At 68.4% G+C, this 21,473-nt stretch carries 27 protein-coding genes; 26 read left to right on the forward strand and 1 reads right to left on the reverse strand.

Features of this window, described 5'->3' with window-relative positions:
* Positions 1-12: 12 nt before the first annotated feature.
* From EAO72_RS33720 to EAO72_RS33770, 12 genes are all read left to right on the forward strand, one after another.
* Positions 13-864 (forward strand): class I SAM-dependent methyltransferase, encoded by an 852-nt coding sequence (locus tag EAO72_RS33720; RefSeq protein WP_148020840.1) that lies wholly within the window; start codon positions 13-15, stop codon positions 862-864.
* Positions 861-1,622 (forward strand): phosphotransferase, encoded by a 762-nt coding sequence (locus EAO72_RS33725; RefSeq protein ID WP_148020841.1) that lies wholly within the window; start codon positions 861-863, stop codon positions 1,620-1,622. The genes EAO72_RS33720 and EAO72_RS33725 overlap by 4 nt, the downstream gene beginning before the upstream one ends.
* A complete protein-coding gene (locus tag EAO72_RS33730) occupies positions 1,619-2,275 on the forward strand; it encodes a histidine phosphatase family protein (RefSeq protein WP_148020842.1) in 657 nt (218 codons plus the stop codon). The genes EAO72_RS33725 and EAO72_RS33730 overlap by 4 nt, the downstream gene beginning before the upstream one ends.
* Positions 2,272-3,108, forward strand: coding sequence for an aminoglycoside phosphotransferase/kinase family protein (locus EAO72_RS33735; RefSeq protein WP_148020843.1), 837 nt, complete (start codon positions 2,272-2,274; stop codon positions 3,106-3,108). The genes EAO72_RS33730 and EAO72_RS33735 overlap by 4 nt, the downstream gene beginning before the upstream one ends.
* A 34-nt stretch (positions 3,109-3,142) precedes the next feature.
* Complete coding sequence (locus EAO72_RS33740; protein ID WP_261991713.1) at positions 3,143-4,141, forward strand: NAD-dependent epimerase/dehydratase family protein; 999 nt, start codon at positions 3,143-3,145, stop codon at positions 4,139-4,141.
* Between the two features lie 32 nt (positions 4,142-4,173).
* Complete coding sequence (locus EAO72_RS33745; RefSeq protein WP_148020844.1) at positions 4,174-5,295, forward strand: adenosylhomocysteinase; 1,122 nt, start codon at positions 4,174-4,176, stop codon at positions 5,293-5,295.
* Entirely contained in the window at positions 5,292-5,852 is a 561-nt protein-coding gene (locus tag EAO72_RS33750) for an NUDIX hydrolase (RefSeq protein ID WP_148020845.1), read from the forward strand. Before EAO72_RS33745 ends, EAO72_RS33750 begins: the two co-directional genes overlap by 4 nt.
* A gap of 35 nt (positions 5,853-5,887) precedes the next feature.
* Positions 5,888-6,757, forward strand: coding sequence for a 3-deoxy-manno-octulosonate cytidylyltransferase (locus EAO72_RS33755; protein WP_148020846.1), 870 nt, complete (start codon positions 5,888-5,890; stop codon positions 6,755-6,757).
* A 979-nt stretch (positions 6,758-7,736) separates the two neighbouring features.
* Positions 7,737-7,868: a hypothetical protein gene (locus EAO72_RS43490; protein WP_261991714.1), complete on the forward strand. Its 132-nt coding sequence runs from the start codon at positions 7,737-7,739 to the stop codon at positions 7,866-7,868.
* A 446-nt stretch (positions 7,869-8,314) separates the two neighbouring features.
* Positions 8,315-8,746, forward strand: coding sequence for a hypothetical protein (locus EAO72_RS33760; RefSeq protein WP_148020847.1), 432 nt, complete (start codon positions 8,315-8,317; stop codon positions 8,744-8,746).
* 244 nt (positions 8,747-8,990) lie between these two features.
* A complete protein-coding gene (locus EAO72_RS33765; protein WP_148020848.1) occupies positions 8,991-9,530 on the forward strand; it encodes a hypothetical protein in 540 nt (179 codons plus the stop codon).
* Positions 9,531-9,539: 9 nt separating this feature from the next.
* Positions 9,540-10,802, forward strand: coding sequence for an MAB_1171c family putative transporter (locus EAO72_RS33770; RefSeq protein WP_148020849.1), 1,263 nt, complete (start codon positions 9,540-9,542; stop codon positions 10,800-10,802).
* A gap of 25 nt (positions 10,803-10,827) precedes the next feature.
* On the opposite strand, the gene EAO72_RS33775 is transcribed toward EAO72_RS33770, so the two are convergent.
* Positions 10,828-11,670 carry a helix-turn-helix transcriptional regulator gene (locus tag EAO72_RS33775; protein WP_187285307.1) on the reverse strand — a complete coding sequence of 281 codons (843 nt, stop codon included), beginning with the start codon at positions 11,668-11,670 and terminating at the stop codon, positions 10,828-10,830.
* A gap of 472 nt (positions 11,671-12,142) precedes the next feature.
* On the opposite strand from EAO72_RS33775, the gene EAO72_RS33780 reads away from it, so the two are divergent.
* The 14 genes from EAO72_RS33780 (at position 12,143) to EAO72_RS33840 (ending at position 21,443) form a co-directional block, all read left to right on the forward strand.
* Positions 12,143-12,469: a transcriptional regulator gene (locus tag EAO72_RS33780; RefSeq protein WP_148020851.1), complete on the forward strand. Its 327-nt coding sequence runs from the start codon at positions 12,143-12,145 to the stop codon at positions 12,467-12,469.
* 1 nt (position 12,470) lies between these two features.
* Positions 12,471-13,490 (forward strand): hypothetical protein, encoded by a 1,020-nt coding sequence (locus EAO72_RS33785; RefSeq protein ID WP_148020852.1) that lies wholly within the window; start codon positions 12,471-12,473, stop codon positions 13,488-13,490.
* Entirely contained in the window at positions 13,490-14,194 is a 705-nt protein-coding gene (locus EAO72_RS33790) for an ATP-binding protein (protein ID WP_148020853.1), read from the forward strand. The genes EAO72_RS33785 and EAO72_RS33790 overlap by 1 nt, the downstream gene beginning before the upstream one ends.
* Positions 14,195-14,309: 115 nt before the next feature.
* Positions 14,310-14,876, forward strand: a complete 567-nt coding sequence (locus EAO72_RS33795; RefSeq protein WP_148020854.1) for a WhiB family transcriptional regulator — start codon at positions 14,310-14,312, stop codon at positions 14,874-14,876.
* Entirely contained in the window at positions 14,873-15,937 is a 1,065-nt protein-coding gene (locus tag EAO72_RS33800) for a DUF2637 domain-containing protein (RefSeq protein WP_148020855.1), read from the forward strand. Before EAO72_RS33795 ends, EAO72_RS33800 begins: the two co-directional genes overlap by 4 nt.
* Positions 15,938-16,039: 102 nt before the next feature.
* Positions 16,040-16,264 carry a hypothetical protein gene (locus tag EAO72_RS33805; protein ID WP_148020856.1) on the forward strand — a complete coding sequence of 75 codons (225 nt, stop codon included), beginning with the start codon at positions 16,040-16,042 and terminating at the stop codon, positions 16,262-16,264.
* A complete protein-coding gene (locus tag EAO72_RS33810; protein WP_148020857.1) occupies positions 16,261-16,926 on the forward strand; it encodes a plasmid mobilization protein in 666 nt (221 codons plus the stop codon). The genes EAO72_RS33805 and EAO72_RS33810 overlap by 4 nt, the downstream gene beginning before the upstream one ends.
* Positions 16,926-18,695 (forward strand): relaxase/mobilization nuclease domain-containing protein, encoded by a 1,770-nt coding sequence (locus tag EAO72_RS33815; protein ID WP_148020858.1) that lies wholly within the window; start codon positions 16,926-16,928, stop codon positions 18,693-18,695. Before EAO72_RS33810 ends, EAO72_RS33815 begins: the two co-directional genes overlap by 1 nt.
* A 97-nt stretch (positions 18,696-18,792) precedes the next feature.
* On the forward strand, positions 18,793-19,197 hold the full coding sequence (locus EAO72_RS33820) for a hypothetical protein (protein ID WP_148020859.1): 405 nt from the start codon (positions 18,793-18,795) through the stop codon (positions 19,195-19,197).
* A gap of 164 nt (positions 19,198-19,361) precedes the next feature.
* Positions 19,362-19,808, forward strand: a complete 447-nt coding sequence (locus EAO72_RS33825; protein WP_148020860.1) for a GNAT family N-acetyltransferase — start codon at positions 19,362-19,364, stop codon at positions 19,806-19,808.
* A gap of 260 nt (positions 19,809-20,068) precedes the next feature.
* Complete coding sequence (locus tag EAO72_RS43870) at positions 20,069-20,509, forward strand: helix-turn-helix domain-containing protein (protein WP_315986322.1); 441 nt, start codon at positions 20,069-20,071, stop codon at positions 20,507-20,509.
* A complete protein-coding gene (locus EAO72_RS43875; RefSeq protein ID WP_315986323.1) occupies positions 20,461-20,706 on the forward strand; it encodes a hypothetical protein in 246 nt (81 codons plus the stop codon). The genes EAO72_RS43870 and EAO72_RS43875 overlap by 49 nt, the downstream gene beginning before the upstream one ends.
* A gap of 279 nt (positions 20,707-20,985) precedes the next feature.
* A complete protein-coding gene (locus EAO72_RS33835) occupies positions 20,986-21,228 on the forward strand; it encodes a hypothetical protein (RefSeq protein WP_148020861.1) in 243 nt (80 codons plus the stop codon).
* Positions 21,225-21,443 (forward strand): LexA family protein, encoded by a 219-nt coding sequence (locus tag EAO72_RS33840; RefSeq protein WP_148020862.1) that lies wholly within the window; start codon positions 21,225-21,227, stop codon positions 21,441-21,443. The genes EAO72_RS33835 and EAO72_RS33840 overlap by 4 nt, the downstream gene beginning before the upstream one ends.
* The last annotated feature ends 30 nt before the right edge of the window (positions 21,444-21,473 follow it).

Consider the following 21,473-nt stretch of genomic DNA (forward strand, 5'->3'; position numbering starts at 1 on the left):
AGGGGGTGCGGCATGAACGAGCCCAACCCGTTCCTGGACCCCGCCCGGCAGTCGGAGTTGTACGGACACGCCTCGCGGCTGGCCGGGCGGACCAGCGCCCTGATGCGCGCCAAGACCGCCGGACATCCGGTGCCCGAGACGATCATCAGCCTGGTGCAGACCCACCATGCCCGGCCTGACCGGCTCGGCGTGGTGCTCGACATCGGATGCGGTCGCGGCACGAGCAGCCTCGTCATCGCCGAGCAGCTCCGGCCCGAGCGCGTCGTGGGCCTGGACGCCGCCCCTTCCTTGCTCGCCAATGCGCGCGAGCGCGCCAAGGACCTGCCCGACAGCACGGTGGAGTTCGTCGAAGGCGACTTCCACGACCTCCCTCTGCCCGACGGGTCGAGCGATGTCGTCGTCGCGGCGTTCTGCCTATACCACTCGCCGCGCCCCGAGGACGTCGTCGGGCAGATCGCCAGGGTTCTCGCCCCCGGTGGTGTGGCTGTGCTCGTCACCAAGGGCCTCGACAGCTACCGGGAGATGGACCAGCTGGTCGCCTCCGCCGGTCTTGATCCGCGTGCCGCCCAGCACGAGAGCCTCTACACCGTAGCCCACAGCGGCAACCTCGCCGTGGTGGCCGCCTCCTCGCTCGACGTGATCGCCGTCCTGGACGAGGAGCACGTCTTCACCTTCGACGGCCACGACCACACGTCGCAGTACCTGGCCACCAATCCCAAGTACGACCTGGTGCCCGGCTTGTACGGCAACCCCGGGGCCTTGGCGGCGACCCTGCACGAGTTCCTTCCCGACCAGCCGCTGACCACCCGGTCCCGGATCACCTTCGTCGTCGCTCAGCCGAAGGAAGGAGGTGAGCCGGCATGAGCCCCGCCTCGTTCACCAAGCGCTACGCGGAACCGGAGCGCGCGGCGGGGGCGGTGCGCCACTACCGGTGGATCACCGCGCACGCCAAACCGCTGCGGCAGCCGGCCCTCCACACCGCCGGACCGCAGTCCCTGACGTTCGAACGGATCGAGGGCCGCTCCGTACGCCCCGATGACCTCCCGCGCGTGGCGGAACTGCTGGGCCACGCCCACGGTGCCGCCTGGGCCAGCGACCTGCACTCAGCGTCGCTGGACACCCCGCACCACTTCCAGGACGGCACGCAGTTCGACGACTACCTAGGTCCCCGGAAGGTCGCCCTACGGCGACGCCACGAGCAGGGCTACCTGCCGAACAAGACGGCACTGCACGCGATGCTCGGCCTGCTGGAAGCGACCACCGAGGGACCGTGCGCCTTCTACAAGGACAGCAACCCGCGGAATTTCATCATCACCAGCACGCAGGACATCGTCGCCGTCGACACCGACGACCTGTCCCTCGCCCCGATGGGCTACGACCTCGCCAAGCTCGTTGCGACGCTCCACCTGACCTACGGGCCGCTCACGGACCAAGCCGTCACCACCGCCCTGCTCGCCTACAACGCGGCAGCCCGACGCCACGACGCCCGGCTGGGCACCACGGACCGAGGTCAGCTCGACAGCTTCCTCGGCCTGCACGCCGTGTTCACCGCCCCATACGTCGGCCGCAACGGCTACCACTACAGCCTGCCCCTCCGTTTCAGCCACCGAGGAGCCTCATGATCACCACTGAACTCGTCTTCGTCCGTCACGGCCAGGCCCAGTGCAACGCCGACGGCCTCGTCGGGGGCCCGCGCACCTGCACCGGCCTGACCAACCTCGGGTACGCCCAAGCCGAACAGGCCGCACGCCGCCTGGCCACCGAGCACCTGAAGAAGCCCTTCGACGTCGTCTACACCGGCCCGCGGATCCGCCTCGTCCAGACCGGCGAGATCATCGCCCAGACGCTCCAGATCCCCGTGCACCACGACGACCGACTCGACGGCCCGGTCCACGGCGACGCCGACGGCCGGCATTGGGACGCGGTCAAGACGGCCGCCGACGGCGGGCCGCACGCCCACCCCGACACGCCCTGGGCCAACGGCTCCGACACCTGGAACGGGTTCCTGGAGCGCGCCAGCAGGAACCTGAGCCAGCTCATCAAGGAGAACCGAGGCAAGCGCGTCGTCTTCGCCGCCCACGGGGAGACGGTGATCACCGCCCACACCCTGCTGCTCGGCATCCCGATCGGCTCGCCCGCCGGATTCACCCACAACCACGCCTCCATCACCCGCTGGCAGCACCACCGCAACCGCCTGGGCCAGACCCGCTGGATGCTCGACCGGCACAACGACACCGAGCACCTCAGTCTCCTCACGCCGGAGCCGACCCCGTGATCGCGACCTCGGACGACCCCCGGATACAACTGGCGCACCACCTCCTCGGCGCAGTCGACATCGCAGCGGACCCCGCGCTCCCGCCCCGCGTCGTACGCCTGGTCGCCGGCGACGGGCGTCAGTTCATCGCGAAGCAGCACGCGGAGCGAGACCGGTACGCGGGAGAACTCCACGCCTACGCGGCGTGGGGCAGCCACCTGACCGGCCATGCGCCGGAGTTGGTCGGCCGGGATGACGCCACCCGCACCCTGCTGCTCACCGCACTCGCAGGCGACCGCGCTGACACCTTCGCTCCGGGCTCGCCCGAGGAGGAGCTGGCCCACCACGAGGCCGGGCACGTGTTGGGCAAGCTGCACCGGGCCACGGCCATGCCCCAGGGCGGTGCCGTCGGCTCCTCGCTCGCCGAGCGGTTCCAGCGGTGGATCGACCGGGCCATCCACGCCGACCTGCTCGACGCGGCCGAGGAGAACCTGCTGAAGCACCACGCGGTGATCCTGGGCGCCAGCCACATGGACAGCGCGATCTGCCACCTCGACTACCAGCCGCGCAACTGGCTGCTCGGCGACACCTTCGGCATCTACGACTTCGAGCACATGCGACGCGACGCCCGGGTCCGCGACTTCGCCCGGCTCGAATTCCGACGCTGGCAGGCCGCACCCCACCTCCGCACCGCCTTCTTCGACGGATACGGACGCTCGCCCAACGACACCGAACGCCGCCTCCTGGAGTCCTTCGGCGCCATCGAGGCGACCACATCCCTGGTCAAGGGCCACCAGGAGAACGACGCCGCCCTCAGCGCGCACGGCAGAACCGTCCTGTCCCGGCTCACCTGACCAGCCCCTTAGACGACACCTTTCTGGAGATCCCGTGCCACAGCACGAGCAGCCCCCGACCAACGCTTCCCCCCGACGGGCCGTGGTGACCGGCTCCGCCGGATTCATCGGCTCCCACCTCGCACACGCCCTCGTCCACGCCGGCACCACCGTGATCGGCGTGGACCGCCGAGACCCCTCCACCGACCCAACGGCCGCCGCCAACCTCGCCCCGCTGCGAGGACGCCCGGGATACCACCACGTCACGGCCGACCTCCTCCACTGCGCCATCGACCCCCTTCTGATCGACGCCGACGCGGTCTTCCACCTCGCCGGCATCCCCGGCGTGCGGCCCTCCTGGGGACCGCAGTTCGGCGACTACCTTGCGTCCAACGTGCTGGCCACCCACCGGGTCCTCGAAGCCTCCACCCGGATCGGCGTCCCCCGACTGGTCGTCGCCTCCTCCTCCAGCGTCTACGGTCCGACCGACGGCGACGCGAGCCTCGAGACCGACCGCCCCAATCCCGCCTCCCCGTACGCCGTGACCAAGCTGGCCGAGGAGCAGCTCTGCCTCGCCTACGCCGAGCGCTCCGGCGGCCCCGGCGTCGTCGCCCTGCGGTACTTCACCGTCTACGGCCCCCGGCAGCGCGCAGACATGTTCACCCACCGCGCTCTGTACGCCGCCCTGACTGGACAGCCCCTGCGCTTGTACGGAGACGGCCACCAGCGCCGCGACTTCACCTACATCGACGACGTGGTCGCCGCCACGATCGCCGCCGGCGTCGTCCCGAACGCTCACGGCCCCATCAACGTCGGCGGCGGCTCGAACGCATCGCTGCTGGACGTGGTCAACATCGCCAACAGCTTCACCGGTCGCGAGATCCAGTTCCACCAGGACCACGTGCGCAACGGGGACGTCCTGTTCACGCGTGCCGACCCCAGCCGTGCGGGAGAGGTCCTCGGCTGGCAGCCGCGCGTCGACCTCCACGGCGGACTGCGCGCCCACATGCAGGCTCTGGCTGCCCCGGTTCCGGACTACAGCCGGGCTGCGTAGCCCCTACGCCTCGGAACCCGAGAGGAGTGCCCATGGAAACCCCCGAGCGAGCACGGCTGGACGCCTTCTTTAGGAGGATCACGGCACAGTTCCCCGCCGGGCAGGCGATCACGACGCTGGTCATTACCCACCTGCTCCCGGAACGACCGGCGTTCTTGCACGCCATGACCGCGGTGTCCACGATCGGCGCCGTCCTCCCCAAGCCCCGGTCGATTCACCGGCCGACCCTCGACATCGTCCGCCGCACCCTGCCGGTCCACGATCTGACCCGGGAGCGGTTCACCGACGAGACCCAGGCCCTGCACTACCTGGAGGACACGGCCGGTGGCCAGGACGTCGTCCTGGTCGACATCGGCGGGTACTTCGCGGCCAGCCTCGACACCCTCGTGAACAAGTTCTCTGGGCGCATCCTCGGCGTCGTCGAGGACACTGAGAACGGACACCAGCGGTACGCGGCTCTCGGCTCGCTGCCGTGCCCGGTCGTGTCCGTGGCCCGCTCACCGCTCAAGGACTGCGAGGACCACCTCGTCGGCCGGTCCATCGTGTTCTCCACCGACGCCCTCGTCCGCGCCCGCGGGGACATCCTGACGAGCCGCAGCGCCTGCGTCATCGGGTTCGGCAAGATCGGCCGCTCGATTGCGCAGACGCTGCGCGCCCAGGACCTGCGCGTCACCGTGTACGACAACGACGCGGTCAAGCGGGTACAGGCGCACGCCCTCGGGTTCCGCACCAGCTCGTCCACCACCGAGGCCGTCCACGACGCGGAACTTGTCCTCTGCGCCACTGGCAATCTCGCCCTCCGTCACGAGGATTTCGCCGCCTTGCGCAACGGCGCCTACCTCGGATCGGTGACCTCTTCCGAGGACGAGCTCGAACTCAGCAGCCTTGATGACGTCTACGAACGTCAGCTCGTCGGAACGCAGTTGACCCGATACGAGGTCACTGGCCACTACTTCTACGTTCTCGCCGATGGGGGTGCCGTCAACTTCGTGCACGGCGCCACCGTCGGCACCTACATCCACCTTGTCCAGGCCGAGATACTCGCCGCCACCGCCGCACTCAGCCACGCGCGACTCCAGCCCGGACTGCACGAGGTGCCGGCGGCCGACCGCGACACCATCGCCAGAATCTGGCTCCGCCACTTCGAAAGGTGACCTCGTTGCCACCCTCCACCGAACACGTCCGCGCCGTCACGGAGGCGTACCTCGCCCGCCACCCGGACGAACGCGACTCCCTGGCGCTGCTGTTCGCCGCGCTCGCCGGCGCGGACGCTCCCACCAGCCGCAAGACCTTCCCCGCCCACGTGACCTGCAGCGTCATCCTCATCAACGGTGAACGGCACGTGCTGCACATCGCGCACAAGGCGTCCGGGAAACTGTTGGCGCCCGGCGGGCACAACGAATCGGCCGACCAGCACTTGCGCGACGCCGCCCTGCGCGAACTGCACGAGGAGGCCGGCATCCCGCCCAGCGCCGTCGTCCCGCTCGCCGGCTACGAGGACGTTCCTCTCGACATCGACGTGCACGCGATCGACGCGAACCCGTCGAAGAACGAGCCGGCCCACCACCACGTGGACTTCCGCTGGGCCTTCCACTTCGGTGCGGAACATGCGGTGACACTTCAGGAGGAGGAGGTCGACGGCTACCAGTGGCGGCCGTTCGCGACCGCCGCCTCACCCACCGTCCGCGCCAAGCTCGCCCAGCTCACCTGAAGCCCCTACTCGTACCCGCCGACCAGGAGGATGACGTGGCCGCCACCACAGCCCAACCGACCGGCGTACATCCGCGCCGGCACATCGCCGTCATACCCTGCCGCTGGGGTGCTTCTCGCTTCCCCGGCAAACCACTGGCCCTCCTCGGCGACAAGCCGCTGCTCTGGCACGTCCACCAGCGCTGCCTGGAGGCCAAACGCCTCGCCGGGGCCGTCGTCGCGACGGACGACGAGCGTATCGAAGCGGCGTGCCGCGAACTGGGCATCGACTGCGTCCGCACCAGGGAGCATCTCACCGGCACCGACCGCGTCGCGGAGGTCGCCGAACGCCTGTCGGCTGAGGGGTACATCAACGTCCAGGGCGATGAGCCGTTCATCTCACCGACTGCCATCGACGACGTCTCCGAGGCCCTGGAGTACACGCCGCCGAGCACCTTGGCAGTGAACGCCTACACCGAACTGGTCGACGTCGGCGCCGTCCTGGACCACAACGTCGTCAAGGTCGTTGTCACGGCCCGCAGCGAGGCCCTGATGTTCTCGCGCCAGCCCATCCCCTATCCCAAAGGCGACCGCCCGAAGTACCTGCGCCAACTGGGCCTCTACGGCTTCACCGGCCCGGCTCTCCAACGCTTCCGTCAGCTCCAGCAGGGGCCCCTGGAGCGTGCCGAAGGAGTGGAGATGCTGCGCTTCGTCGAACACGGCCACGCCGTACAGATGGTCCCTGTCCTGGACGACGGTGTAGCGGTGGACACTCCGGAGGATCTAACGCGAGCCGAGACCTTCCTCGATCAGTACGACGGAGCGGTCCGGACGCGTGGGACCGTACGACGTTCTGCACGGTGGGACGGAATCACCTCATCCGCGACTCGTGCCCGATCTTCGGAACGCCCCCGCTCTCACTCCTAGCGAACAGCAGCTCTGAGGCCTGCCTGATCGCCCCCAGGGGCGGGTCGCTCGCTAAGGGCCGGGGAGTGAGGTTCTCCGCGGGCGGCGCCCCGAACACACGGCTCGGCACCAACCTCCGTGTCTGCCCGATGTCCCACGAGCGCGGTGGACGGCTCCACTTCGGCCAATCCCGCCGACGCTGGGAGGTCAGCGCCGGATAGCGCGCACTCGGACCCCGCCGCTGTCACCGAAAGGCGAAACACCCCCGTGAATACCCCCGTGCTCCGCGACGCGCGCTGCGACGGCGAACTGCGCCGGTACAAACTCCTGTGCTCGCGGCTGCCGGTATGGGTTGTACGCCGCGAGCGAGCCGACTCGCCCCCGGTCACGCTGCTGTGCGGCCATCACCTTAACCAAGGACTGACCGACTTGGTCCGCGACACCGGCTCGGGCCCCTACGTGGTGGTCCGCCTTGACCCGCAGTAGCCCCTCGGTTCCGAGCCATGTGTCAAAGCTGCCGGTCCCGTGTCGTAGGAAACGGGACCGGCAGTTGGCGGGGCGCCGTGTCCGTAAACCTTGGGCGGGTCGAACAGACGGCGGTTGATGCCACGCGCGGGAAAGGGACGACAAGGCGACCGACGCCGATGTTCACCGAGACCGCTGCTGGCCAAGTCGTCCGCCACGAGTGTCAGTTCGCTTCACCAATCTTCAGACCATTGCACCCTGACTATTAGTCATGCAACGGGTGGTCGCACTACGGGATAGGGCGTACGGGCATTGAGAATGTTCCAAACTCCCCGATGGTGTGAATGATCAACTTCCTCAGAGGGGCAACATCTACCCCACCCGGAAAATCAGTTCTCCGTCACTCAAGGCGCGATGGGGAGGGGTAACACCCGCCAGTCGCTCAAGATCGGTTGCGTCCTCCTGTTCATGTCATTGAAGCCCGCGGGTACGCCATGAGAGTGACGTAACTCGAAATGGAGGAGAGTGCGACGAAATGCGCAAAAGCCGCATCGGGGTGATGGTGATCAATCCCGTGCGTGTCGCGCTGGACGTCAACGACAGCAAATGCGCCCTGCGTCACACGCTATTTATTTGTGCCCATGATTACGGCATGGTTGCCCTATGAATGCAGTTGCATCGGCTGAGCCCACGCTTTCGATAGTCGCCCAGCGCCTTCTGTGCCAGCCCTCGGAGGAGGACTTCCGGACGGCGCCCGTACGCCTAGGCCGCCACGGGGCCTCCTCGACGTCGGCGAGTGATGAGTCGAAGCAGGTGCTGGCCGAGCTTTTCGAGGGCCTCGGCCTGCCATCGCAGTACGGCGGGGGAGGCGATGGCCCCGACGTTCGATGGCGCACAGAGTCACACACGGTGATTCTGGATGCGCGACGAAATGGCCGGCTGCGACTGTCGGTGCGCCGAACGGCGGCACACGAAGACTCTGAGTCCGAGAGATTCCTGAGATGCGCTGCCTCTGGACCGCAGGCCGGAGAAGGTGAGCTTCCGTACCTCTGGCGATACCAGCGAATCGGACCCTTTCAGCTCGCGCCACCTACCCCTGTCGCGAAGGACTGGGTGCAGCTGCAGAGCGCCCTGGAGGCACTCCTGCGCGCCTGGAGCCAGCACCTTGAAATGCTGGTCGGGGACAACGACGCCGGCTTCACCATCGATCACGGTGACGGTCAACTCGCCCTCATGGTCAGCCCTAGAGACGATGTCGCAGTGTTCGCGGACAGACGAGACGGAACGGACAGGGATGCCGATCACCTGGCCGTCATGACCGCGCGAGGGTGGCACTCGTTCATTCCGGTGCTCTCGTGGTGGGAGGCCGCATTCGACCGTACTCCAGCGGGTGCCACTGCTGCCGCAGGACTCGTCGTCAAGGAACTCAGGGCCCGCGGGGTGCGTACTCCTGGTGACCTCCGTCTGATCCGAGCGACCCTTGGTTCCGAGGGTGGCCGCTTGGACATACCCGGTGCCGGCATTGCCGTCGGCACGTCTGACTGACCACTCTCGGCGAGAATGCCCAGCCCTTAGGGTCCATGGCGTACGCGGCTTTCCCGCGCGTCAAAACAGACGAAGCGGGATCTGGGTGACCCCCGTGAGTGACCCGCCAGGAAGTTCGCATTTCTTCACGTGAGCGATGCTTGCGATCCGGCTTGCCCCTGTTGGTGTGCTGAAACTTCTTAGGTTCGAGACCGACGTGAGTGTCGGCTGAATGCGAGTGCTGAACATGAGGTTGCGAGGAGAAATGCGCGGGCTGCTGAAGCAGTGCGACCTGAAGCTTGCGGGTCTGTCGCTGCCTGATCCGTTCAGTATTCCTGCGCTGGTGGCGTCGATGGAGGAATCCCGAGGCCGCAGCATTGAGCTGGTGCCGGTAGACGATCAAGGAGACTTGCGAACAGCGTGCGGGTTGCGCGTGAAGGGGGATGCCGTCACGTACGTGCTCTACCGTCCGAGACCCACCCCGCATCAGACCGAGCACGTAATTCTTCACGAGCTGGCTCACGAATGGCTGGATCACGGCGCGGGCCTGACTCCCGTCTCGACGCCTTGTGAAATGGCCGAGTCGTACCGGCAGAGCAGTGGCACCGAAAGTGCTGCGCGCCAGGCTGTACACGCACGGTCCCGGTACGACAGCGTCGAAGAGCGCGAGGCGGAGCTCTCGGCATATCTGATCAAGCACCGTGTGAAGGCGTCTGTCGCCGGCGCGGACTCGATAAGCCTGCTGGAGTCGAGCCTGTCGCGTCCGCTCGGTCCGCAGCGGCGCCGTACGCTCCGGGGCCGGTGAGCGCAGGTCATGCTGGATGTTCTGCTCTGGGCCGTACCCATTGTGATGACCGCGACCGCTTTGTGGAGGCTCCCCTCCCTGTGGAACGGCGCTGCGCTACAGAGGGCGCTGTGGATGTGCTGCGCCGGTTTCGCCGCTGCGCTCTGGTGCCGGGTTCCACCGGTGAAGTTTGCACTGGACCACTCGCCGGTTACTGATCTGTCGGCTCTGCTGAAGTACCTGATGTCCCTCGCTGCGATCTTGGCAGGGCTGAAGTACATCATCGGGGTCTACGAGGGGCCGTCGGGCAGAGGGGCATCGCCCAGGCACGTGACAGTGAGCATCTGGGTGAGCCGCATCGCTCATGGCTTCGCGTTCGCATGGCTGGCGATCTTGATCGTTCTGTTCTTCACGGCGGTGGACCGGTCGGAGCCGAGTACTGACTTCGCCGCGGACCATGCGGGGCAGTGGGGTGCCGAGCTCTTCCTGACGATTGCGTACGTCTATCTCGGTGCTGCCGCGGGCGTGGCCTGCTTCCAATGGGCGAGGGCGAGCCGGCGGGCCGAGTACCGGTCGCTGCGTATCGGCCTGGCCCTCATGTCGGCCGCGATGATGATCTACACGGTCTACCCGGCACTGCGCATCATCACGGTGTGGGCCCCCACCAGGGCGAACGCCGTCACGATGCGCGCGATCGCTGATTCCGTCACGCTCACGGTTGCCCTTCTCTGGGCTGTGGGCGCTGCCATACCTTCAACTATCGTGCTCGCTGAGCGGTGGACGGCGTGGCGGACCTATCAGAAGCTCTACCCGCTGTGGTCGGAACTCATCCTGCAGTACCCGCATCTCGCGTTCCAACCGGCTGGCTCTCGGCTCAGCGAGACCTTCCGCGTCTGGGCCCCCCTGGACATCCGCCTGGACCGGCGAACCCAGGAGATTGCTGATGCGGTGGAGCAACTACGTCACCACGCCACACCCCGACTCCTGCCGTGCGCCCAGTACCTGGCCGAGATCCACGAGGACCCCGAACCTGCCGCTGAGGCGTACTGGATCAGAGCCGCTCTGGAAAGCGCAAAAGCTGGCAGGCGCGCCTCTTCACCTGTGCGGGCGCTTCCGAACAAGCCGTTGACGAACAGCCGCGCGGAGGCGTACTGGCTGGCTCTGGTCGTTGATGTGTACGTCCGTGTCGCCCCGGAGGTCGTAGATACGCTCCATGAGCGTGCGGGCCAGCCCGGGCTCGCACAGAAGAATTTGGACAGCCGCTCGGCACCGGTGCAGGCAACCGCAACATAGACCAGCGGCGTGACGCCATTTCGCATCAGGGCTGGCCGGGCGTGCGGGCCACCAGTTCGTTGAGTACGGCGAGCATCTCTGACGACACTCCTCCGTCGCCACCACGCGCCGCCAAGGCGATGTCGTGGTGGGCCGCAAGGTATTGAAGGTCGGACAGAACGCGGATCTCGACGCCCGCTCTGTCTTGCAGAGCGAGTTGGGGAACGTCGAAGAATGCCGCAATTCCGGTGAGGGCTACCTCCGCGCTTCCCTCGGCGAAGACGTCCGCCGCAGACGCCCCGGCCAGGAGGGCTTCGACCTGCGCTGCCGTGAGCCGGGTGCCCGCCTTCGCGTTGACCGCTTCCGCGAGCATCTCAGGTGCCGGAACGCTGTCGAAGGCCTTGCGCACCAGACCGTTCAGCTTCTCGGCAAGACTCGGCGGCCTCCGCGGTGCTGCCGCAGGCGCGGCCACGCCGAAGCTCTGATCCTCGGCGGCCCCGAGAGCCTCCGGATCCACGCCGTACAAGCGGGACAGTGGCGCGATCACATCAGGACCCAGCCGCCGGCGCCCGCCCTCAGCATCACCGAGGGCGAATCTACTGAGGCCCTTGACCTCCTCGGCGGCAGCACTCTGCGTGTATCCCGCGTCGCTCCGCAGATCGACGAGGTCACATGGGCCTTCGCGAGGAAACAGCGTGTCGACGTCCACGCCCAAAATGGCGGCGATACCCACCATCTTCTCCGCCGGCGGGAAACGCTCCCCCTTCTCCCACCTGGCCACGGCCACGTGAGCCGAAAGCCCCAAGCCTTGGGCCACCTGTTTCTGCGTCAGGTCGGCGCGCCGGCGGGCGGCTCGCAGCTCTGCACCGTCGAAGCGGCGTGGTGGCAAGGTGGCCTCCCAAAGTCGCTGGTCAGCAGGGGTGGATGGTGATCGATTGCCTCTTGCCTCTCGAAGGTACATCACGTAACTTCTGGAGGGGAAGTCCGGAGGTAGCACCTCCGCATGTCCACACTATTTCTCCATGAGCGGCCGTCCAGCGCGCAGCGCTTCAAGCCCAGGGGGCCGCCGCACGACGGATTGCAGCGTTGTAGAACCAAGCATGGACTTGTGGCGCCTGGTCTACGTATGTTCGGCGTCGCACGGCATCGACTCAGGGAAACGGGGGTGGGACAAGAAGTCCGAGGCGGGTGCAAACCCGCAAGGTCTGCTGAGCAGACACACAAACGAGAACGGCGCCCGGGAGCTACGAACTCCCAAGCGCCGGGCCGGCACCCCGAGGGGGCCGATTCACATCTCGCGGGCGGCGGGGCTTTTGCACGAGAACCGCCGCACCGCGCTCCTACGAACAACGGAGTATTGCATGCTCGCCACGCCGAGCGGTAGGTCCGCCTGCCCGCACGCAGAACGCCGGCACCGCCTCGCTGTCCAGCTCGCCGACATGATCCCGGGCGCGGCCACCATCCGCGTCAGTCTCAACGACCCGACACAGAGGTGGCCTCACCCGCACACTATCGTCAAGGACGAGGCCGGAAGGACGATAGAGCTGAGCCGTGCCACCGCCACGGTGGCGGCCCGCTGGATCCTTCGGGTCTGGCCGGAGGCGGACTGGAGCCATCCGTACATGTTCGACCTGGCCGAGGTGACCCTCACCCGCAGCGACCTGGTCGCCGCTGCCCGGGGCCGCTGACATGGCACGGATTCGCACCATCAAGCCGGAGAGCTTCATCTCCGAGTCGCTCGCCGAAGTGAGCGTCGAAGCCGAGCGGACCTTCTTCGGCCTGCTCACCCAGGCCGACGACCACGGTCGCCACCGCGACAACGCCGCGATCGTGGCAGGGCTGCTCTGGCCCCTGCGCGCCGAGCACACCTCGGTCCATGTCGAAGACGACCTCCACCAGCTCGCCACCGCCGGCCTTGTCTGCCGGTACACCGGCTGCGACGGCCGCCGCTACCTCCACATCGTCACGTGGTCCGAGCATCAGAAGATCGACAAGCCCAGCCAGTCGCGTCTGCCCTCCTGCCCGCAGCATCAGGCCGAGGCCCGGTGCGCCCCTTGCAAGGGTGTCTGCAGCAAGAACATCGAGAAGCTGTCGACTCCTGCCCGTGGGCTCGCCGAGCCTTCCCCGAGCCTTCCCCGAGCCCTCGATCTGCCGCCGCAGCCCGGCGGGACGCTTCCCGGCCGCGAGGCCGGGGCCCTTGCCGCTGCGCAGGAAGGCCCTGAGCGCCCGGACGGCCCACCCGGCCACGGATACGAGAAAACAGCAGGTCAGATCCCATTCTCCGAGGACTCGCCGAGCCCTCCCCGAAACCTCGGAGAGGGCTCGGCGCCTGGATCTAGGATCTTGGATCCTGGATCTTCTATCCCTACGGGGCGCGCAGCGCCCGCAGCCGGCATCTCGGTGAACCAGCTCGTCGGCGAGTACCTCGCGGCCTGCGACGAGCGTCCGCCCAGTGACGTGATCGGCCACCTCGGCCGGATCACCAAGAAGCTCCTCGGCGAGGGCATCAGCCCCGAGCACATCCGGGCCGGGCTGCAGAACTTCGCGGCCAACCCCAAGCACCCGAGCGTGCTGACCAGCATGGTCAACGAGGCCATGAACGCCCGCTCCGGCGGTTTGGCGCGGCCGGGAATCCGGCCTAACGTGCCCGCCCACCAGGCGTGGACCAACCCGGCCAACCCTGCTGCCGCCTACGCCGAGGAGCTGTGATGCGCACCCATAACCGCGAACCGCAGACCCTGGGCGAAGGCACCCTGGACCGGATGGCGCGGATCCTCGCCACTCGCAACATCGACCAGGCCGACGTCGCCGCACTGCCCGACGAGCCCGAGCCGCTCTCCCCGCTGGACGCCCTCTCGGCCGGGATGCCCCCGCGTTATCGGGCTGCCGTCGCCGACCACCTCCAGGTCCTGGCCTGGATCCGGGAGGTTACGGAGGCGGCCGTCGCCCCCAGCCCGGGAGCACGGCGGCAGGTCACCACCGGCCCCAGCCTCCTGATGGCCGGGGTCGTCGGCGCGGGCAAGACCCACCAGGCGTACGGCGCGGTCCGGGAGCTGGTCAAGGGCGGGATCGGCGTGCGCTGGCGCGCCACCACTGCTGCCGACCTGTACGCCGAACTCCGCCCCCGACAGAGCGTCGACAGCGAGCGGGACCTGGCAGTCATCAGCCGCTGCCCGCTGCTGATCATCGACGACCTCGGCGCGGCCCGGGCCACGGAGTGGACCGAGGAAATCACGTACCGGCTGATCAACCGCCGGTACAACCACATGCTCCCGACCCTGATCACCACCAACCTGCGCATCAGCGATCTCCGGGCGTACCTGGGAGACCGTGTTGCCTCCCGACTGGCGCAGATGACCACCCGGGTCGAGTTCGAACCGGTCGATCGCAGACGCTCCCGCGCCGCCGCCTGACCTGCCACAGGCCGCCGTGCCCGGCCGCGCCCCAGAGCGCCGGCCATTGACCTCCCGACCCAGCACACCTCTCCGCCGACGCCCCTGCGCGCGGAGAGCGATCGGAGCAACCAGCATGACCACCACGACGATCAGCCCTGCCCGCCACCGCCTCCTCGGCGACCAGACCTGGCAGGCAGACGCCGTCTGCCAGAGCACCGAGTACAACCCGGTGGACCCCGAACTCTTCTTCCCCGAGCCCGACGAGATCGGCAAGATCAGCGCAGCCAAGTCGCTGTGCGCCCAGTGCCCGGTCCGCCGCACCTGCCTGGACGCCGCCCTGGAAGGCGGCGACACCGACGGCATCCGAGGCGGACTGACAGAGCAGGAACGCAAGCCGCTGCACGAGAAGCTCTCCCACCGCCTCGACTACAGCCGCATCAACGCCACCATTGCCGGGCGCGACGTGCACCTCACCCAAGCCGAGCGCCGCGCGGTCGTCCACGCCGCCTACCGCCACGGCCTCACCGAGGAGCGCCTGGCCTGGCTCCTCAAGATCACCCCGGAACACGCCCAGAAGCTGTACCGGGAGACCCGACAAGCGCTCGTACACAGCGACCTGGAACCGGCCACGAAGCCCACCCTGCCCCCAGAAAGCGACGGTCAGCACCTGGACCGCGACGACTTCGGGACGGCCGCGTGAACACCACGAGCGCGCCGAAGACCGCGCACATCACCGGCTGGGACCGCATGGCCGTCATCGCCCTGGGCAGCGCGGGCTGCGCCCTGTCGTACGACGCCCTCCAGCAGATGGCCGTCGCCATCCACATCCGCGGCTTCCTGACCTACCTCTTCCCCCTGGTGATCGACGGCTTCATCGCCTACGGCATACGGGCACTCCTGGTCCTGCGCGACGCACCCCTGCGCGCCCGGCTCTACGTCTGGACACTCTTCGGCACAGCCACCGCCGCCAGCATCTGGGCCAACGCCTTGCACGCGGTGCGGCTCAACGAGGAAGCGGTCGCCGGCACGGGGCTCCGGCTGGGGGACACGGTGGTCGCGGTGCTGTCGACCATCGCCCCGCTCGCGCTGGCCGGAGCGGTCCACCTCTACATCCTCATCGCCCGGCGCCCGGCCAGGGGAAGTGACCGGGAGGACGTCGGTCAGGCCGGTCACCTCGGTCAGACTGACCGGACCGAGGGCATCGCAGTCACCCGGACTGACCGGGTCAGGCAGTGGCAACCGCAGGCCGATCAGGTCAGCGCCGGGCAGCCGGTCACTTCCCTGACCGACCGGCCGCGACCGACCCTGAACAAGCCGGCCCCGAGTCCTGGTTCACTGACCGGGGACAGCGTCCCGGCGGACAGCAGCCCGGTCGCCGGTGACCGCGAACAGCCGCACGAGGCCCCTGACCTGGTCGGACAGCCGGACACCGCGCCACCGGTCACTGACCGCGCGGTCGGCACCGAGCCGGCCACCGGTAGCCAGGACAGCCACGAGCCGGACACCGACCGGTCAGTCAATTTGCCGCAGGTCACTGAACGGGACACCCGGGCAGCCAGTGACCGGCGGAGTGACCCGGACACCGAGGAGCTGCTGAAGATTGCCCGGTCAGCGGTCAGGGCCGAGGACAAGCTGACCCGCAAGGTGGTCGCCCAGGCGATCCGAGGCCAGCAGATACCGCTGTCCAGCGACACCCTGACCGCCCTGATGGCCCAGCTCCGCGCCCAGCACGGACAGCCGGTCACCTCAGGCCGGAAATGAACAGGACAGCACGAGGCGGGTGACCGAGCCGGACCCCACGGCCGGTCACCCGCCCCCGGACACGCGCCCCACACCCTTCCGGAGCGAAGCGGAGAGCAAGCCATGCGTACCCACCCGGCCACACCCACCGAGGTCAACTCCTGGCTGACCGTCCTGCACGAGCGCGGCCACCTGCACCGGGCCCAATCCGGCCTCGACAACACCTGGACCGTGCAACGAACCCGGGAAAGTCGCCCCTGGACCCTCCACCACCCGGTCCTGGCCATGGACTGGATCGAGGAACTCGTCCGCGAGTTGCGACAGGAAAACCCGGAGACGATTCGGTGACGGCCAACGATCCGGTGGTTACCACCGCCGGACAGCAGCGTGCCCCCACGACGGCACCTGGCGGAGCAAGCTATCGCGTACGACGGTCCTACGACCCGTCGTACGCACTTGCCACCGCCCAGGAGGGCGGGGGAAGCCCGGCTGGTCCCCGAGCGAGGGCGCACGAGGACCAGCCGGGCAACCGGCACCAGGGGGCGCCGGCCACCAGGGGAGAAGCCGACCACAACGACCACCGCGAGCAGCCGAGCACGAGCACGCCCGCATTCCCCGGCCGCAAGCCGCGCCGGCGCCACCGCAACCCGACCGAGCGCACCCGCAAGACCACCACACGCCTCTCTGACGCCGAGAACGCCGAGATCACCGCCGCCGCCACCCAGCGCGGCGTCACGGTCGCCCGCTTCTTGGCCACCGCCGGCCTGAGCGCCGCCCGTGGGCACGCTGCCGTGCACAGCAACGACCAGCTCGACGCCGCCATCGACGAACTCGCCGCTCTACGCACCGCGCTGGCCCGGATTGGCAACAACATCAACCAGATCGCCTTCGTCCTCAACAGTGGTGGCCACCCGCGCGTCGGTGAACTCGAACGCGCGCTGGGCGCGCTGACCGTACTTCTCGCCCGCGTCGATGACGCGGCGAACGAACTGGTGACCAGGAGGCTGTGATGGTGCCCGACATCGGGCGCGGCTCCCGCACCCACGGACTCCTCGTCTACCTGTACGGCCCCGGACGGCGCGAGGAGCACACCGACGCGCACCTCGTCGGCTCCTGGGACGGCTTCGCCCCCGACCCCGGCCGCGACACCGGCCTCGACCCCGACCCGAAGGTCACCCTCGCCCGACTCACCGCTGCCCTCGACCTCCGGGTCAAGCAGGCCGGCGACCGCGCACCCGCCCAGCACGTCTGGCACTGCTCGGTCCGCACTGCCCCCGGCGACCGGCGATTCTCCGACGAGGAGTGGAACTCCATCGCCCAGCGCATCGTCCGCGCCGCCGGCATCGCCCCCGCGGGCGATCCCGACGGCTGCCGGTGGATCGCCGTCCGCCACGCGGACGACCACATCCACATAGTCGCCACCCTGGTCCGAGGGGACCTGCGCAACCCTCGCCTGAACTACGACTTCAACAAGGCCCAGGCCGAATGCCGGAACATCGAGAAAGAGATGGGGCTGCGCCGCCTGAACGCCGGCGACGGCACCGCAGCGAAGAACCCCACCAGCGCCGAGAAGTTCAAGGCCGAACGCACAGGTCGCCCCGAGACCCCCCGCGAATCGCTCCGCGACGCCGTCCGCCAAGCCCTCGCCGGAGCGGACGACGAAAAGGAGTTCTTCACCCGGCTTCGTGAGGCCGGCCTGCGCGTGAAAGTGCGTCACGCCCCGTCCGGTGACGCGCTCGGCTACAACGTTGCCCTGCCCGGCGACCGCAACCGCCATGGCGAACCGGTCTGGTACCCCGGTTCCAAGCTGGCCCCCGACCTTTCCCTTCCGAAGATCCGTCTCCGGCTGGCCGACGGCACTGCTGATCAGAACGTGGCTTCGACCGCCGGGCGGGCGGACTGGTCTCTTCCTGCCCGAGAGCGACGCGGGGCCACAGCCAGCGTTGAGCGTGCCGCTGTAGTCCTCGATGGCGAAGGCAGTGACGGGGAAGCCGCCGCCCAGCTCGTCGGCGTCGGAGAACTCCTGGACGCGGTCGCCCAGACCTCCCCGGCCGCCACCCGCGCCGAGCTGGCTGCCGCCGCCCGCGCTTTCGAACGGGCGACCCGCAGCCACGTCCGCGCGGAGCGTGCCGACACCCTGGCACTCCGTTCCGCGGCCCGGGGCATCATCCAGGCCGGCAGTGCCCTCGGCCGCGGCGAGGACGGCGGCACCACCGCCATGCTCCTCTCCACCTTGGTCCTGGTCACGCTCGCCGCCGCCCGCTGGCACTCCGCCCGCGGACATGCCCAGCAGGCCCACGCCTCCCGACAGACCGCCGAGCACCTGCGAACCGCCTACCGCCAGGCCGCTGCGACACCCATGCAGGCACTGCAAGACCAAGGTCGCGCCCTACCAGAATCCGAACGCCGCACCCACCAGGCCACCATTCGCGCAGCACTGCCCGAAGCCCCGATGCGATCAAACAGCTCGTCCACGAAGACCGACGCTCTGACCGCCACCCTTGCTCAGGCGGAGCAAGCAGGCCACGACCCCAAGACACTTCTCCAGCAAGCCATCGACATGCGCGAACTCGACACAGCCGACGACATCAACGACGTGCTCGTCTGGCGACTGCGCCGCCTCGCCCAGCTTCCCGCTCACCCGACGGAAGCCACGCGCCACCCGCAGGCCGACACCAGCCAGCCGAACGCCTCGATCAATGGCAACTGCAACCGAATGGCACCTGCGGCGTCAGCTCGCCGCCAGCCCGACCCACGCAACCGCCCGCCGCGCCGCTGACGAAGGCCGACGGGCCAGCCCGCCGACCTTCGAGAAAGCCCTGGACAGACACTTCCACCTGCTGTTACGGATGGAAACAGACCACCCTGATCGGGAGATGACGCTCGTGCTCAGACCCACCGACCGCCCCGCAGAACCGAACACCGTACTGCCCGTCCTCCCCGCCGGCACCGATCCCTTGCTGCAGCACGAGTACGAGGCGCAGCCGCCCAGCGGTCCCGGTGTGACGCGCTGCCTCAGCCACCCGCGTGAACTGGCACTCCGCGGAATCCCGGTGATGTGCACAGCCTGCCGTGCCCGGCGCGACTGGCTACTCATCAACCACGGCCGCAACGTCTGGGTCTGCTGCCGCTGCAGCAACCAATGGCTCGAACCCGAGATCAGCCGCGCCGAATTCGACGCCCTGATCGCCATCCCGGACGGAACGACCTACCCCACCCTCGGGCACGGCCTCACCGCGCTCGGCTTCGACGGTGCCTTCGCCGGCACCTACCTGGACTAAGGGCTGTAGGCGCGGGGGACCGGGGGCAGCGCCCCCGGGAACGATCACCGCGTGACTGGTATGGCACGCGATCAAGGTTCGGCGACACGGGACATTACGACCTGGTCCGCGATAGAGGGCCGGGGGCAGGACGGGCTTCTAGTGCGAACTGACAGCATGAGCTCATGGACGATGCAGTGGACCTCGGCGAGTTCGTTGTGCGCCGCGCGAGTGAGTCAGAGTGGGCCGCGCTGGTCGGGATCGACGCGGTCGCGGTCGAAGGTGACTTCGGGCGACAGGCGAGCATCCGAAAGTGGTGCCAGCAGGGCCAGGTGGTCGTAGCGGAGGACGAGTCTGGCCTGCTTGGCTACTGCGTGGTTGAGTACACGTTCTTCGAACAGGGCTTCGTCACCATGCTGATGGTGGCCCCATCGGCCCGCAGCAGAGGCGTTGGTCATCGGTTGCTGGACGCCGTAGCTGCCTCGTGCACGACCCCGAAGCTCTTCACCTCGACCAACGTCTCCAACCAGCCGATGCAGCGGCTGCTCCAACGCGCCGGTTGGAGCCCGGTCGGCCTTCTCCACGGCCTCGATGAGGGCGACCCCGAACTGTTCTACCTCTGCCGACCGTAGACGGGGCGGATGCACCCCGTTACCCGTGACCTGAAGCGGACCGCACGAGTTCATCGGATGTGTCGTCTCAATGGGCCCGTGCGGCCTTGTCGCATCCTGCCTTCTGCGGCATCTCCCGTGCGCATCTCGGCGGTTTGATTAAGGAGTTGGCAGGCCCGTGGCTTGCCCGGTGTGAGTCTGCACTGCGTGAGCGGCGTGGTACCGAGCGACAGAGGGACGCTGGTGCCGGACCGAAGCACGACCTGGTCTTCACCGACCGCGTGCTGGTCACGCTGGTGCATCTGCGCACCGGGCTCCCGCACGTCGCGCTGGCCGAGCTGCACGGCACAGCCCGCTCCACGGTCTCCCGGGCCATCGGCGAGATCCGCCCGCTGCTGGCAGCACGTGGCTTCGCCGTCCCCGACCGCCCCGGCGTCAGGCTGCGCACCCTGGCGGATGTGTTCGCCTATGCCGAGGCTGAGGGGATCCGTCTGCGGATCGACGGCGCCGAGACCCAGGTTCGCCGCCCGAAGGCTAGCCAGCCCGGACGACGGGCCTTCGTGTCCGGCAAGAAGAAGCAGAACACCATCAAGACCACCACTGTCAGTGATGGTCAGGGCGTCTGCTGTGGTCGGGCGCGGATCGGCCCGGTCACATGCACGACCAGACCGCCGTGCGCACCGAGGGCATCGCGGAGCAGTTCCGGCTCTACCCGGAGGTAGAGGCCGAGGTCGACGAGGGGTACCGGGGCCTGGCCAACGCATTCCCCGACCAGGTCAGCGCCCCGCCGAAGAAGCCGAAGGACGACGCGCCGCTCGGCGAGCACTACGCATGGCAGGAAATGCGCCGACGGCAGTCCTCGGCCCGGATCTGCGTCGAGCACACCGTCGAGCACACCAACGCCGAACTGCGGCAGTGACGCCCGCTCCAGCGCTACACCACCCGACGCGGGGACTACGCCGAAACCCACTGCGCGATCGCCTCGCTGGTAGCGGACCGCTCCGCTCACCGGCCAACCCGCCGCGAGCTGAGCACCGCACTGGTACTCGCCCGGCGAGACGCCTTCTAATTAACTACCAGCCAACCCGCCAGGCCAACACGTCGGGCCTCAATCGTGGACCACGCCGTTAGCGCCACCAATGCGTGCTGATTGACGACGTCGGTGACAAATAATTCGAACGTACGCTCTAATGTGGAGATGGATGCCCCCATCTTCCCCACCGACCTGATCCAGGCCCAGCACGAACTCCACGCCACGTACGACGCCCTCGCAGCACCCAGCCAGCACGGCAACACCGCACTGCGCCGCCGACTGCTCCTTCTGTCCGCCCGCATCTGGTGGCACCCTTTCTGGAACACCCGACCGGCCGGCAGGACGGCGGACCGGAGCGAGCTGCGCCGTCAGGCCCGCGGTGACCGTCGCGCAACGAGGGCGGCATGAGTGTCGACGTCCCGACCGATCGGCAGGTCCAGATTCTGCGGGTGATCAGGAACTGGATCGCGGATCACGGCGAGGGGCCCTCGATCCGTCAGATCGGAGAGCGAGTCGGCCTGTCCAGCAGCAGCTCGGTCGCCTACCAACTCGGGCGCCTGGAAACCCTGGGACTGATCAGTCGCACGGGGCGGCGCTGGCGCTCCTGCCGGCTTGGCACCTGAACTACCGTCACCGCGGTCTCGTCCGATCCG

It is taken from the genome of Streptomyces sp. OR43 (genome assembly GCF_008042275.1).
Lineage (GTDB): Bacteria > Actinomycetota > Actinomycetes > Streptomycetales > Streptomycetaceae > Streptomyces.